Genomic DNA, 14130 nt, shown 5'->3' on the forward strand with positions numbered 1-14130 from the left:
TGTCACACTCCGTCTGCCGGGTCGGGGGCGGCAATTTGCGCCAACAATGTCGGGAATCGGTTGAACGGCTCGGAGGTGGCGAGGACCCCCAGGACGGCACGCCTCATGTCCGGTTCGGACGGGAGGGCCGCGAGCATGGCCTTCAAATCCTCTCGGGCCTGGTCCTCGGTGGCGCCCTCGAGGGATGCCTGGGGTACGCGACTCATGTCGGCCTGTGCCTCCAACGCGATGTATCCGATGGGCAGCGACGCCTCGACGAGTCTCAGCACGGCCTCCAGTGCGCCCGCGCCCGACGACTGCAATGCGGCCGCCGTCAGGGGGTGTCGCCGGTTGACGGTGTAGTGCACCCGGCCGTCCGGACGGCGTACCTGTTGCCACACCACGGCGACCTCGGCGGCGTCCGAAGCGGCGGAGGAGCCGGGCTGACGCCGGCGAAAGACGCGACGTGAGGCCTCGCGCGTGTGCTCGGCCAGGGCGAAGAGGCGACTTTCCAGCTCTGCCGGCGGGTGGACCCGCGACTTCCTTACGTCCACCTGCCAACGGGCGTCCGCAGACGGGGAGATGTCGACGGCGATTCGCGCCAGGCGCGTGGTGGGTGTTTGCGTCAGATCACGCAGTCCCAGCCATCCGCCCCCGGACACCATGCGGTCGCCGCGGTATACGTAGAAGCCCTGTTGCGCGTTCCAGCCGCGCGGACCACTGCCCGTGGCCAGCTCCGACTCGGTCAGTTTCGCGGGATGCGGGAGAACGTAGGGCGTCACCCGCACCAGTTCGTCGGCACCGCCGAGAAGTTCGGGGCCGGCGTCCTGGGTGGCCATGAAATCCCGCATGAAGGGATCCCAGGCCACGCTCTCGCGGCGGCCGTACGAAATCCGGAGGCGCCCCGACTCCAGGAAGCGATGGAACCACATCTCCATTCGCGCCCTGGTCCGTCCGAGACGCCTCGCCAGGACCGGGCCGTCGCCGGCGCGGTCCAGCCGACGCCAAAGAACCATCGTTCCCGTGCCGGCGAAACCGACCTCCTCCGCGATGCGAACGGCCTGCTCGTCCGCAACCGTCAGAACGCACCAATCCCCCGTGTCCCGGACGAGATCCATGTCCCAGGAACGTACCGAGACCGTACCGTCGAGGGTTCGGCTCATCACCGTCAGATGCCTGCACTGGGAGAGCGAGGCCGTTTTCAGCCCCAGACCGAAACGCCCCAGGTCGCCCTTGTCACGAGGCCGATCCGGGCCGAGCCCGCCGAAACGGACGGCCTCGTGCAACCGGCTCTCGGTCATGCCGCAACCATCGTCCACCACCGCGACCCAGGCGCTACCGGGGTCGGAGGAAAACTCCACGCGCACTTCCCGCGCGCCCGCCGCGATGCTGTTGTCGACCAGATCGGCGAGAGCGGTCGACATGTCGTAGCCGAACGCCCGTAACGACTCCATCAGGGCGGACGGGTGCGGCGGCAACGCTTGACGCCCATCCGTGCCCGGCACGTCCCCCCGCTCCCCACCCGATGCCCGACGGCACCACACGCGCAACTACCGCGGTGTGCGAACGTCAGTCATAGAACCCGTCCCCGGGGTAGTCAACTGGTTGCACGCGAAAAACGCCATACCGTCGACGATTTGTACCCTCCTACGAGCCCGATGTACATGATTCGGGCACGATCGGAGGCCGAATTGTTGTGTGTTCGCACTCAATCGGTTGCGAGGGAACAGCATCCTCGTGGCCCGGTGGGAGTCTCTTGCGCCTCGTCTGCGGGATAACTGTGCGTCCGAGGCATGCTCCCGGTAGGGCTCGCTCGGGATGGAACACCGCCGACCTCGCGTCGTGCCCGCGCCTTGTGTTCGTCTTGTGCGGATTGCCGGATTTTCAGTTCGCGCACCCGGGTACACGATCCGCACCGAGCGGCTGGGCGGAAGGCGTGCGCGCGTCCCCGACCGGAACGTCTCACAGGTCTGCCCTCCCCGTGCTCCTGGCCCTATGGCGTCCGAGGATGGCAATTCGGAGCGGGGTTTGCGTCGACTATTCTGGTCGTGACTCGGAAGCCGACATTTTGCCCGAGAACGCCATTTCCCGTCGAGGCAATTGTCCGGAACAGCGCATTGTCATCCGAATTCAGGAGCGGGCGGGGTTCTTTCCCTCGGATTCGAGCATTCTTTCGCCGGAAGGTCGCGTTCGATGATGTGAAACTTTTCGCTGCCGCGCGCCTCCGGTTCTTCTTGGATCGCGGCGACGAGGAGTGATGTCGTGACCAGACTCTGTTGTCCATCGACGACGGCCAGCGCCGACCGCCACCTCGTCGTGAGTCCGACACAAGCCGCACCCGTGCGGCAGCGGCGGAAGTCGTCAACCCGGGACGAACAACCCACAGCGCTCGTTGCTTCTGAGAGAAGTGATTCAACCTCGAATACGTTCGGATTCGCGAGCCCGTGCACGAACTTTCAGGTCCGGTGAAAACGTATTTACCGGACCCGAACTATCGGGCGGTCCATCGGACGACGCAACATGTGCGTGGAGGTCGATCCAGGGGGACCGTCCGAGGGGCGACACGGTCGTCCCGACTCGGATAGAGCGCGAGTCGCGTCCTGGAAGTCCCGGGTCGCGAGCGTCGCCGGGCGGACGGGGGTGCCGATTCCGGACACCACGACCGAACTCAAGGTGATCGATGATCACCAACGCGAGCGCGCCGTCCGGGGGTTGGCCAAGCGCAAGGTCCTGCCCCCGCACGATCGGGTGATCCTGGTCCTGGGTTTCACCCGGAGGCGTGGGAAGCGGCCCCGCATGCTTGCCTGACGGGAAGGCCCTGCGTCCTGTGCCCTGCGCACGTGTTCCTGACGCGTACGCACATCCGCCCTTGAGCGCCGCGTTGAGCAGCATTCGTTCGTGCGTGCCGGCTTCCGGAAAAAGGGTGGCCCGGACCGAAGTCCGGGCCGTGGGTCGGGACTACTGCCCTTACCACCAATTCAGCAGGATGCCCGCAAGCAGCTTGCCGACGAAAGATGCGGCGACCTGCTTGAAGAACCAGCTGCGACGGTTTTGGGACTCGTTCATGTAGACACCTCGGAGATCGGTGCCACGGGGCCGGCCGGACCCGCGGGGCGGTGTCACCAGCCGTGGGGACGCATCCCCTGCCATGTGGTGCCGATCTCCTCGACCCACCATCGACTGTACGCCAACTACTTGCCGTTCGCCGCCGGTTGGCGCATAGCTGCTGCTACAACACTCGCATGGAGACCAGCACCGAATTCGGGCTCGGCGCCGAGAACAACCGCTGCCGCCACGGCAATCCCCGGCTCCTTGACGTCCGGCTGTGGGGCAAGGAGCAAGGGATGAAGCCCCCATACCCGGTGGTGTGCCATCTCGTCGACACCGGCGCTTACTTCGCGGCCTTGTGGGAGTCGGCTGTCGGCCCGCGTATGCATGCCCGGGTCGCTCTGGCCTTGGGGTTGTCGGAGCTCGATGCCATGCGAGAACTGGCCTTTTGGGCGGCATTACACGACTTGGGGAAGATTTCACCGTCGTATCAGCACTCCGTGCGGAGGGGGTACCCGGAGTGCTTCGAGAAGACATTCGTCAACCGTTGCTACCAGCACGGCACGGGCGGCACCGACAACCGCGCCGGGCCGCACGAGCGGATCACGCACTGGACCCTGCCCGGCATTCTCGAACAGCTGGGCTATCCGCCGGGCGATCCCCAGGGGCCCGTCGGCGACCGGGTCGGTCACGCCATCGGGCAGTTGCTCGGCGGGCACCACGGGGTCTTCCACCCGCGGATGGAGCGTCGGCAGTTGAAACATCCGGCAACGTTCCTACCCCAGGCCGGGAAGGGCGAGTGGCCGGAGCAACGCCTGCACCACGTCCGCGTATTGCGCACGCTGATCGCGCCCGACGTCCCGGTACCCACCGGGACTCTCCCGGCCGAGCTCGCGGTCGTCGTGCTCGGCGCGGTGATGGTGGCGGACTGGATGGCCAGTGACAAGGAGTCGATCAACTCGGTGCGGTGTCTCGAGGATGAAGAGTGCTGCTGCAGCGAGGTCCTTGAGGAGCACTGGAAGCGTGCCCGGGAGGTGGCCCGGACCGGGATCGAGCAGCGGGCTCTGGGGCGGTGCGGATTCGCCGCCCCGGCGAGGGAGAAGCTGTTGAGTGCCGCCGGATTTCCGGCCGGCTCCGTGCACGGTCGGCTCGCGCAACAGCTGCTCACAGCGGCCGAGCCCGCCGGTCCCGGCATGCTGCTGGTGAGTGCTCCGGCCGGGCCCGACCGCCGGCGGCTCGGGCTGGTCGCGGCCTCGCGGTTGGGCCGGGCGTCCGGGGCTCGGGGTATTGCTCTCGCCCTGCCGGAAGAGCTTCACCTCGATGAGGCGTCGGGAGAGTTGGCGTCGCTGGCGGGCATGCTTCTGGAGGGCTCCGGCACGCTCACCCGCCTTCACCGGATGGCCTTCGACGGCGATCCCGAGTCGGCCTCCGAGGAGATCCCCGAACTCAGCTTCGACACGCCACAGGCCCGTGCCGTCGCGCAGCAGTGGCTCACCCAACGACGCCGCGGGCTACTGGCCCCCCTCGGGGTGGGCGCCCACGACCAGTTCCTGCCGGCCGTCCTGCCCGTGCCGGACAACGCCGTACGGCTGTTCGCACTCAGCGGGAAGGTCCTCGTGGTGGACGACGTGCGTCCACAGAAGCCTCGGCTGCATCAACTCCTGTGCCTGCTGGTGGAGTGGCTGGCGGCACTCGGGGCATCCGTCGTGCTGCTGACCGACACCCTGGCCGGCGCGAGTGCCGACCGCCTGGTACAGGCCTACCAAAGGGGCGCGCGACTGGCTCGGGGGGCGCGGAGCCGGCAGGCGGGCGCGTGCTCGTCGGCGGAACTGCCACAGCCGGGTTGGCTGCATGTCGACGGACAGGACGGCGCGGTCACCAAGTTCGCGATCGATCCTCCTGCGGACTCGGTTCTGCGCGTCTCCGTATCCGAAGTCCACCCGTGCCCCGACGGCGCAGACACGTACGTGGACGCCGTCATGCGCGAAGTCGGGGACAGCGGCTCGATCCTCGTGTGCTGCGGCAGCGAGGAGGAAGCCCAGCGGACCTTCCGTGCCCTCGAACATCTCCGTCGCCGGCGCGCGATGCCTCGCGAACTTCGGCTGCTGCACTCGCGCTTCCCCCGATATCGAGTCCGCGAACTGGTGGCGGAGTGCACGACAGCTCACCAGTACCCGGCGCGGGACGATTCGGTGCTCGTCACCACCGCCTCCTTCGCCGAACATCTCCCCTTCCGCTTCGAGTGGGTCGTCACACCCGTGGTTCCGCTGCCCTCGCTGCTGGCCCGCGCCTCCCGCGGCCGGCATCTACTGCTCCTGGGAAGCGAGGAACAGGCCGACTCGCCGATGGACCGAGCGCTGAGGCAGCGCACGGTCCAGGCACTCCGTTCCCACGGTCCGGAGCTTCTTCTCCCCGATCACGTCGAGCAGCTGATCCGCCGGGTGTACGACTCGGACAGCTACCTGGCCACTCTCGACGACGTATCGGCGGTGCGGCAGCGCCGACTGGACACCGAGGCCCACGGCCACGAGGCCAGGTTGCTGCACGACGCCAGGCTCACCGGTATCCCGAGCCCGGCGGACGTTCACGACGACCTGTACGAGCTGACCCGGGCCGAGCGCGGTCTCACCGAGGAGCACCTCGCGGTCACGATGGGGTTCGAGCAGGCGTATGTGCTGTGCGTCCACCTCCGGGGCAAGACCGCGTACCTGGATCCGGAAGGGACGGAAAAGGTGCCGTTCGTCGGGCTCAAGGGGCGCAGTGCGGCCGTGGCCGCTCTGGCCGAACATGCGATCTCGGTTCCGCCGCACTGGGCGCCCGAAGGTGGGATCTCGGCGCAGATCGGCCGCGATCGATTCGACAACATCAAGTACAACCACTGGAAAACGCGGACATGGCTGAACCACGTGTACCCGGTGGTGCTCAGCGGAACCGCCGGCGATGCCTACACCGGACTCCTCGGGAGCATGCGGCTCGAACTCACCAGGACCGGCCTGGCCAGGCTCGGTTGATTCCCCGAAAAGGGCCGCGCTGCGAGCAGTGACCGCCTACGATCGCCGACAACCCACGGCTACGGAAGGTGCCTTCGACAGCACCATTGGTGGTGCGCGTCATTCCGACGGGACGGACCTGCCGTGCGGCCTCGCGGGACGGAACCGAACAGGAGACCGGGAGAACTGTGGAAGCGCCACAGGCGATGAACCTCTTCGACGAGCCGTGGATCCCCGTGCGCTGGCTCCCCGGCCACGACGGCCCCGAGTCCGTCGGTTTCCGGGCGCTTCTGGAGCGTTGCCGGCACATCGAAGCCCTGGATGTCCCACTTGCCGCCGCCCAGTCGGCGCTCCTGCGAGTGCTGTACGCGCTCACCGCGCGGGTCACCGGGCTCGACCAGGAGCGGCGGTACTACGAGGATCAAGATGACCAGGATCGGGACGACCAGGATCAGGACGACCGGGATCGGAACGGCGACTGGATGCACCGGCGCGCGCGCATCCTGAAGGACTACGCGCTGCCCCAGAACGGCATCGAGAAGTACGTCTCTCGTTGGCACGATCGATTCTTCCTTTTCGACGACGCCACCGCCCGTCCCTGGCTGCAGGACTCGCGTCTGGCGGACGAGTGCACCGAATCGACCGGCGTGAACAAGCTGGTGATGACCCGGCCTTCGGGCAACAACCACTCCTGGTTCGGCCACGTTCGCGACAGCGCCCCGCACCCGCCCTCCGCGGCCACGGCGGTGCCGTACCTGCTGATGTGGCACTACTACGGCGCCCCCGGCAAGTGCACCGCCCGCGCACTCCACGGGGAGCGGATCTCCGAGGCCAAACGCGGACCGCTGTTCAGCTCGCTCTCCTACCACCCGGAAGGGGAATCGTTACTGGTCACCCTGCTCGCCGGGCTCGTGCGACCGGGGACAGAGGTGCGGCGCGAGAAGGACCGGTGTCCCTGGGAGCGGGACGAGCCGACCGACCCGGCGGGCGCTCCGCCCGTGCCGGTCGGCCCCTGCGGCTGGTGGACGGACACCTCGCGGCACGCACTCCTGCTCCGACCCGATCCTCGCCGAGAGCGCGTCACGGACGCCCGCATCACCTGGGCCTACCGCCTCCCGGGAGCCCCCGACGACCCGTACCTCATCTGGGAACGCAGGCTCGACAAGAACAAGCCGGGGGAGGAGATTCGCACCCCCCGGCGGGCCAAGGCGAACCGAGCCCTGTGGCGGGACCTGGACGGCCTGCTGCTGCACCGACCGCCGGAGGCCGAGGGCGAGGAGACCACGCTGGAGCCACCGAAGGTGTTCGCGACGGCGTTGGAGCTCACCGACCAACTGCGCGTGCGGGCACTCGGCTTCGACCAGAACAAGGCCAAGAACACCCAGTTCGTCAGTGGCCTCACCGCCGCGACCGTGGGCCACCTGTCCGATCGCCGCCCCGCCGCTCAGGTCGCGGTCGGTCGACTGCGCAGGCTCGGCGAACGCTACGGGGAGAACCTCACCGAAGCCGTACGCAAGGCCTGGGCGCTGTACACCAGGGGCGACCCCAAGCACGCGGGCAAACTCGTCCCACAGGCCGAGGCCCTGTACTGGCCCGCCGCCGAACGCGAATTCTGGATTCGCTTCGACCACCTCGATCGCACCGGCCAGGACGATGACGGCGGCTTGGACATCCGCGCCGCGCGCGACGCCTTTCTGGGACTGGCCCGGGATGCCTATGCGCGCACGACCGAGCCGCTCACCCGCACCGTCCGCGGCAACCAAGCCGTGCTCGACGCCCGTGGCCTGCTGTGGATGACGCGCCCCGAGCGCAAGAAGAAGTAGTCACCACCACGCCGATCGGAAGGTGCCCCATCCCCATGACCGAGGTCCGCGATGCCGCCGCACGGGCGCGCCGCACCGAACACGTGAGTTTCGTACGGGAGATCCTGCGGTTGTGTGCCGACAACCCCGGGGTACACGCGCGCCTGCGCCGCGGCGTGGGCAAGGACATCGACCAGGTCCCCGGGATGCACGAGTTCGTCGCGCACTGGCTGCCGGACAAGCGCAACCGGGAGCGGGACCGGGCCTACTACGCGATCGCCGCGCTCATCGCCGACCAGCCCCGCCACGTTGTCCGCGGCCGGCCGGCGGATGATACGGAGGCGGACCAGCCGATCGCCACCTACGGCCCCAGCTTCGGCCACACCCTCGCCGAGGCCGTCCTCAAAGCTCCCGCCCAAGAGCGCGCACGTCGGCGCGACAGTACCCGCAGGCGCCTGGACCTCCTCGTCCGGCAGAGCCCCACCGGGCTGCACCGCTACCTCCCCCCGGCCACCCGCCTCCTGCGCCAGTACGAGGTCGAACCCGACTGGGCCCAATTGCTGAACGACTTGACCCGCTGGCCGTGGAACGCAGCCGACATCGGAACCCGCTGGCAGCAGGACTACTTCCGCGCCCTCCACCGTGACGAGTGGAAGACGAAGGACCAAACCGACGTCGCCCAGGCCGTGCCCCAGCCCGGATCCTCGTCCACCGCCTGACCGCCCTCCTCGCACACCACTCCAGAAGGAGTCCTCCGTGCCGACCGCGCACCTGCCCGCCTGCTTCGTGGACGTACACGTCCTTCAGAGCGTCCCCGTATCCACGCTCAACCGCGACGACCTCAACGCCGTCAAGACGGTGGACTACGGCGGCGTACGGCGCACCCGCGTCAGCAGCCAGTCCTGGAAGAGGGCGCTGCGCCAGGAGTTCCAAAAGGAGATCGGCCAGTTCGCCACCCGAACTCGGCGGATCGGCAGGGCCGTTGCCGAGGTCCTCGAAGAGAAGCATGGCTGGGATCAGCAGGCGGCACGTCTGGCCGGCGCTCACATCGTGGCGGCCTCCGGCATCAAGTTCGGCATCGAGGGGAAGCCGGACCAGGAGGACTACGAGGCCGTCACCAACGGACTCGTGTACCTGTCCTCCGAGTCGATCGAAGAACTCGCCGACCTCGCCGCCGAACACCCCGACAAGATCAAGAAAAAGAAGATCGAAAAGGCGACCGACAAGTCGCCGCTCCCCGCGGCCGACGTGCAGGAGATCATCCGTCGGGGCAACGCGGTCATCCATACCTTCGGCCGCATGCTCACCGAAGTCGAGGACGCGGACGTCGACGGCGCGGTCCAGGTCGCGCACGCCTTCACCACTCACCGCAGCGACGTCCAGGTCGACTACTTCACCGCCGTCGACGACCTGAACGCGGCATGGGGCGACACCGGCAGCGGACACCTCAACGAGGCCGAGTTCTCCGCCGGCACCTTCTACCGCTTCGCCACCATCGACGTGCGCGAACTCGTCACCAACATGGGCAAGGTCCACACCTCCTCCGACAGCCCCCGGGACGTCTCCGAGGACGCCCGCAACGAGGACGCGCGCAACATCGCCGGGGCTTTCCTCTCCTCGTTCATCCGTTCCCTGCCGCAGGCGAAGAAGAACTCCACCGCGCCGCACACCGCACCGGACCTCGTCCACATCAGCGTCCGCAGCGACCGCCCGCTGTCCTTCGCCGCCGCCTTCGAGACCCCCGTGCGCTCCGCGCAGGGCGGCGGACACGGCACCGCCTCCCGGGACCAACTCGTCGAGTACGCACAGACCGCCACCACGCTCATGGGCACCGACCGCATCCTCGCTGCCCACTGGGCCGGCACCGGTCGGGAGATCGACGGACTGGGCACCCGCCTCGACACGTTCGACGCACTGGTCGAGGCCGGTGTGGCGGCCGCGTTCGCCCCGCTGGAGGGCGGCGCGTGAGCGCACCGCAGCCGTCACAACCGCTCCGGCCGCTCCAGGAGCCCGAACCGCCCCAGGAGCCCGGGCTGCTGCTGCGCCTCGCCGCGCCGCTGCAATCCTGGGGAGAGCGCAGCCACTTCACCGAAGAGCGTGACACCGCGGCCTTCCCCACCAAGTCCGGTGTGCTCGGCCTGCTGTCCTGCGCGCTCGGCCGACATCGCGGGCAGGCCAACGACGACCTGCGACGACTGAGACTCACCGTGCGCATCGACCGCGCCGGCTACGTGCTGCGCGACCTGCACACCGTCGGCGGTGGCCTCGCCCCGAAGGACACCGTGCAAACGGCCAAGGGCGGCACGCGCGGCGCCAACACGTCCACCGTGTACGGCCACCGTCTCTACCTCGCCGACGCCGCCTTCGTCTGCGCGCTCAGCGGTCCGGAGGAGGGGGTTCTCGACCGCTGCGCCGAGGCGCTGGCCGCGCCGCGCTGGCCCCTGTACCTGGGCCGTCGAGGCTGCCCACCCGAGGGGCCCGTCCTGCTCGACCGCAGCTCCGACGTCCTCGGCGGCCTCCTTCGAATCCCCTTGCCCGCACTGGCCCCTGCCCCCGTGGTGACGCTGCTCGCCGACAGCCCCCTCGGATGGCTCCCGCTCCGTTCCGACGATCCCGACGACGGCACTCGCCCCGCCTCCGACGTCCAAGACGAACCGGTCGATACAGCCCTGCAGCGGCGCACCTTCCGCACCCGCCGGCTCTACCGAGGTTCCTGGCGCCCGCCCGAGCACCTGTACACCGGCGAACTCGGCAACAACTACCTCCAAGCCCTCGCCGCCCATCTGCACACCACCGCCGTGCCCTCGCCTGACAGTCCGGAGGCCGCCGTATGACCACCTGGCTCGCCCGCTTCACTCTCGACGCTTCCCGGGCCGACGTACGCAAGGAACTGCGCGACGCCGTCGCCATGCACCGGCGCGTGATGTCCCTCTTCCCGGACCTGCCGGAAGTCGAAGGCGCACGAAGCCACTTCGGTGTGCTGCACCGGGTCGAGCAGGCCGATCAGGCCGAGCGACGGGTCGTACTCATGGTCCAGAGCAACACAAAAGTTGCTCCCGAGCGGCTTCCGCACGGATACACGGTCGACTCGGCTTCCCGCGACATCGAACCGCTCCTGGACGCCTTCGCCCACGGCCGCCGCCTGTCCTACCGCTGCGACGCCAACCCCGTCCGCCGCCCCGGCCACACCACGCGGGAGGTGTACAAGAACCTGCCTCCCCTCGTCGCCCTCCACGGCCGCCACGCCGACGACTGGTGGCACCGCCGGGCGGGCCTCGCCGGTCTCAAGATTCACACCCACCTCTCCCACCCGCTGGACGCCGCCGTCGGCCGCGGCGGCAAGGATGGTGCCACCCAGAAGGTGCGCCACCACCGAGTCCGCTTCGAAGGCACCGCGGAAATCGTCGACCCCGACGCGCTGCGGGCGGCAGTGGTCGGTGGCGTCGGAAAGGGACGGGCATACGGCTGCGGGCTGCTGACGATTGCGCCCCTTCGGCCGACGGAGTAGACACCGCCTGGGTCAGGCACAGGGCGAGGATCACGAGGCAGTCTCCGGGGGCGCGGGCCACGTTGCAGGCGAGGAGGTTGCGCGTCTCGTGGCCGGTGGCGAAGGCTTTGACGGCGCCGGTGTCCGGGATGATCACGCGAGAGGTCTTCCGGGCCTTCTCAACGGCGATCCGGTGGATGTTTCGGTTGCCGGCCCCGGGGTGGGGTCGGCGAGCCCCGGTTCGGGACGATGCGCAGATGAACGATCAGCCGCGAGTGCCGTCGTCCGATCGGGGTGTCGTCCTGGTCGAGGAGGAGAACGCGTTGGCCCGCGCCGGGGCGGACGTCCGCGTGTACAACGTCGGCGGCGCGATGGTCGCTCTGGGAGCCCTCGCGGTCGTGGTGATCGCCGAGGTGGGGGACGATCTTGCGACCACTGGTGTGCGTGACGAGTGGACTCTCCAACTTGTCGACATCGGTCCGCAGGAAGTCACCGAGCGCTTGTTGGGCCCGAGTCCCGACGCTCCGGGCTTTTGGAGCTTCTCCGACCGTCGGCCGATCCATCTTTTCGTGCGCACCCCACAGGGCCTGATCGACCTGGGAACCGGCAGCGTCACCGGCGGAGGGGCGCGCCAGGAGGGCTTCGTCGACTGCACGTTGCGGATCGAGCGTCCGCTGGATCGTGACGTCCTGGACGAGGTTCGCCCACCGGGCCCACCACCCGTCGCACTACCCGACGTGGCGTGGCTGGACCACATGCCGAACGACCGTGACGCAGCCCTGCACATGTTCATCACCGGCTGGCACCCGCGAAGTCCCCGTACGGCGCCTCTCGTGCCCGCCGCCGGCCCGCCCGTCGAACTGCCCCGGGCCCTGGCCGAGTTCCACCGGCTCGCCGAGGACCGGCCCGAAATCCTGGGCGTCCAGGACTTCATCGATCCTCCGGGCGAGGTTCGTGTCGATCCCGCCACGGGATTGATGTGGTTCGGCCGGGAGAATCAGGGCGGCTTCGCCTGGGCCCTCGACCCCACCCGACCGGACCCGCCCGTCTGGCTGAGCGAGGACTTCGAACACTGGTACCCCGAACGCGAACCCCTCAGCGGCTTCCTGCTCCAGTACTCCCTCCAGGAAGCCGCCATAGGCGCGCCCTACTCGGTCTGGTGCGACCGCGTACCCGTTCCCCTCCTCGACACCTGGCTCGACACCCTGACCCGAGTACCGTTGCGTACCTGGGCATGGCACACCAACCCCACGTCCTTCCACGTCGCCCCCGGCCTGATCGCCATGATCCAAGGCGAGACCGACGACCACACCCATGGCACCATCTGGATCGGCGCCAAACACCGCAGCCTGCTGCGGCCGCTGGGTGACTTGGGTATCGGCTGAACCACGTTCGATGGCTGAACGGCGTACATCGGCCACAGCCGAGAAGGTGGCTGGTCGACGTGATGCCCGAGGCTGGTGTCCGGATACCCTCGCGCCTTACCCGAGGGAACCGGCAACGTCGGCCAGCGGGACCTTCTTTAGATCACGACTTGGCAAAGCCCATACGAACCTGCAGGTCAGCAAGGGAAGTCCTCACGCAGGTGGGGGTGAGCCGGTTTTCGCGGCGGCGCGGACCATGGTGTCCACGAACGTGCGGCTTTCGCCGGTCACACCGGCGCGTTCGGCCGCACCTTCCCCCGTATGGATGTGCAGCGATGGGGACGCGCGGATAAGCCGTTCCGCTCAGGGGCGGGATACGGTCCCGGGCCCCGTTTCGGCGCGCGCGTCGTTTCGCTCGTTGCCCGTGGGGGCGCGTCGAATCGCCGGGGATGCGGCGGTGAGGGGCTCGGCGTCCGTCGGCGTCCGCCGCCTGCTGCTCGCGGGTGGCGGAGCCGGGTCGCGGTGGTGTCGGCGTTCGTCGTCCTGGGGTCTGGGTTGGTCGGGGGATGCGACTCCGGTGGGCCTCCCGTGCCGGCGCGCGCCGGCACGGGTGTGTCCGCGGCATCTGCTTCGCGTGGGTCGGCGGTTCGGGATTCGGGGCCAAGATCCGGTGTGGCGCCGCTGTCCCTGCCCGGGCTGGGCGCGGAGGCGGCCTGGTCGATCGCGATGCCGCCCAAGGGGTACGAGGACGACGCGCCGCAGGTCGTCGTCGTGGGCGCGACGGTCGTGGTGGTGACGCCGACCGGTCCGGCGTCCGGGGGATACGAGTACGGCGTCCCGCAACGGGCAACTCGGCCGCAGCGGGTCGAGTTGCGGGATGCGGCGACCGGCGTGGTGCGGGCGAGCTTCGCGGTCGTGGACGGCTGGGTCGTCACCGGCGTCCACGACCGGGGGCGTCGCGCGGTGCGCATCTCGGCGGCGGGCGGCGGCAACACCGGGGTCACGTTGCCGTGTGCACTCGGCAACTGCGATCCGACCGCGGGCTACTCGGAGTCGCCCTTCGTAGTGGGCGACACGGTGTTCCTCCCCGACCAGAGCGGGCCCGAGATCGACGCGCCGGGACGCGTGACGGCCTACGACATCGCGACCGGCGCGCGACGGTGGTCGACCGACGGCGTCACCGGACCGGCGGGCAGCGATCCGAACGCGTACCCGCACGGGATGCGTCCCGCCGTCGTGGGCCGGGTCGGCGAGCAGGTCGCGGTGGCGTGGCGAACGAGTCCGCGCGGTACGGAGGTGGTCCTGGGCCTGCACGACCGCCTCACGGGGGCGTTGATCGCGACCGGGCCGCGCGTTCCCGACGGCGTCTAGGCCGCGTATCCAGTCGTGATCAATGAGTGGTGTGGGTGAGGGCGTTGAGCCAGATCATCGCGGCGCGAAGATGGAGGGCGGCGAGGTAG

Annotated in this window: 10 protein-coding genes; 9 read left to right on the top strand and 1 reads right to left on the bottom strand. The window is 69.0% G+C overall.

Features of this window, described 5'->3' with window-relative positions; genetic code table 11:
* Nucleotides 1-2 precede the first annotated feature (2 nt).
* Entirely contained in the window at nucleotides 3-1484 is a 1482-nt protein-coding gene (locus ACWGR4_RS46945; protein WP_452132444.1) for an ATP-binding protein, read from the bottom strand.
* Nucleotides 1485-2619: 1135 nt separating this feature from the next.
* Here ACWGR4_RS46945 and ACWGR4_RS46950 point away from each other — a divergent pair.
* From ACWGR4_RS46950 to ACWGR4_RS46990, 9 genes are all read left to right on the top strand, one after another.
* Nucleotides 2620-2787, top strand: coding sequence for a hypothetical protein (locus ACWGR4_RS46950; RefSeq protein WP_452132443.1), 168 nt, complete (start codon nucleotides 2620-2622; stop codon nucleotides 2785-2787).
* A 434-nt stretch (nucleotides 2788-3221) separates the two neighbouring features.
* The gene (locus ACWGR4_RS46955; protein ID WP_452132442.1) at nucleotides 3222-6038 is read left to right on the top strand and encodes a CRISPR-associated endonuclease Cas3''; all 2817 of its coding nucleotides are present in this window, start codon (nucleotides 3222-3224) and stop codon (nucleotides 6036-6038) included.
* Nucleotides 6039-6205: 167 nt separating this feature from the next.
* Nucleotides 6206-7840, top strand: a complete 1635-nt coding sequence (gene casA / locus ACWGR4_RS46960) for a type I-E CRISPR-associated protein Cse1/CasA (protein ID WP_452132441.1) — start codon at nucleotides 6206-6208, stop codon at nucleotides 7838-7840.
* 35 nt (nucleotides 7841-7875) lie between these two features.
* Nucleotides 7876-8538 (top strand): type I-E CRISPR-associated protein Cse2/CasB, encoded by a 663-nt coding sequence (casB, locus tag ACWGR4_RS46965; RefSeq protein WP_452132440.1) that lies wholly within the window; start codon nucleotides 7876-7878, stop codon nucleotides 8536-8538.
* Nucleotides 8539-8575: 37 nt separating this feature from the next.
* The gene (cas7e, locus tag ACWGR4_RS46970) at nucleotides 8576-9787 is read left to right on the top strand and encodes a type I-E CRISPR-associated protein Cas7/Cse4/CasC (protein ID WP_452132439.1); all 1212 of its coding nucleotides are present in this window, start codon (nucleotides 8576-8578) and stop codon (nucleotides 9785-9787) included.
* Nucleotides 9784-10653 (top strand): type I-E CRISPR-associated protein Cas5/CasD, encoded by an 870-nt coding sequence (cas5e, locus tag ACWGR4_RS46975; protein WP_452132438.1) that lies wholly within the window; start codon nucleotides 9784-9786, stop codon nucleotides 10651-10653. Before cas7e ends, cas5e begins: the two co-directional genes overlap by 4 nt.
* Complete coding sequence (gene cas6e, locus ACWGR4_RS46980) at nucleotides 10650-11327, top strand: type I-E CRISPR-associated protein Cas6/Cse3/CasE (RefSeq protein WP_452132437.1); 678 nt, start codon at nucleotides 10650-10652, stop codon at nucleotides 11325-11327. The genes cas5e and cas6e overlap by 4 nt, the downstream gene beginning before the upstream one ends.
* A 236-nt stretch (nucleotides 11328-11563) precedes the next feature.
* Nucleotides 11564-12691, top strand: a complete 1128-nt coding sequence (locus ACWGR4_RS46985; RefSeq protein ID WP_452132436.1) for a hypothetical protein — start codon at nucleotides 11564-11566, stop codon at nucleotides 12689-12691.
* Nucleotides 12692-13342: 651 nt separating this feature from the next.
* Nucleotides 13343-14041 (top strand): hypothetical protein, encoded by a 699-nt coding sequence (locus tag ACWGR4_RS46990; protein ID WP_452132435.1) that lies wholly within the window; start codon nucleotides 13343-13345, stop codon nucleotides 14039-14041.
* Nucleotides 14042-14130: the final 89 nt, after the last annotated feature.

It is taken from the genome of Embleya sp. NPDC055664 (genome assembly GCF_053618075.1).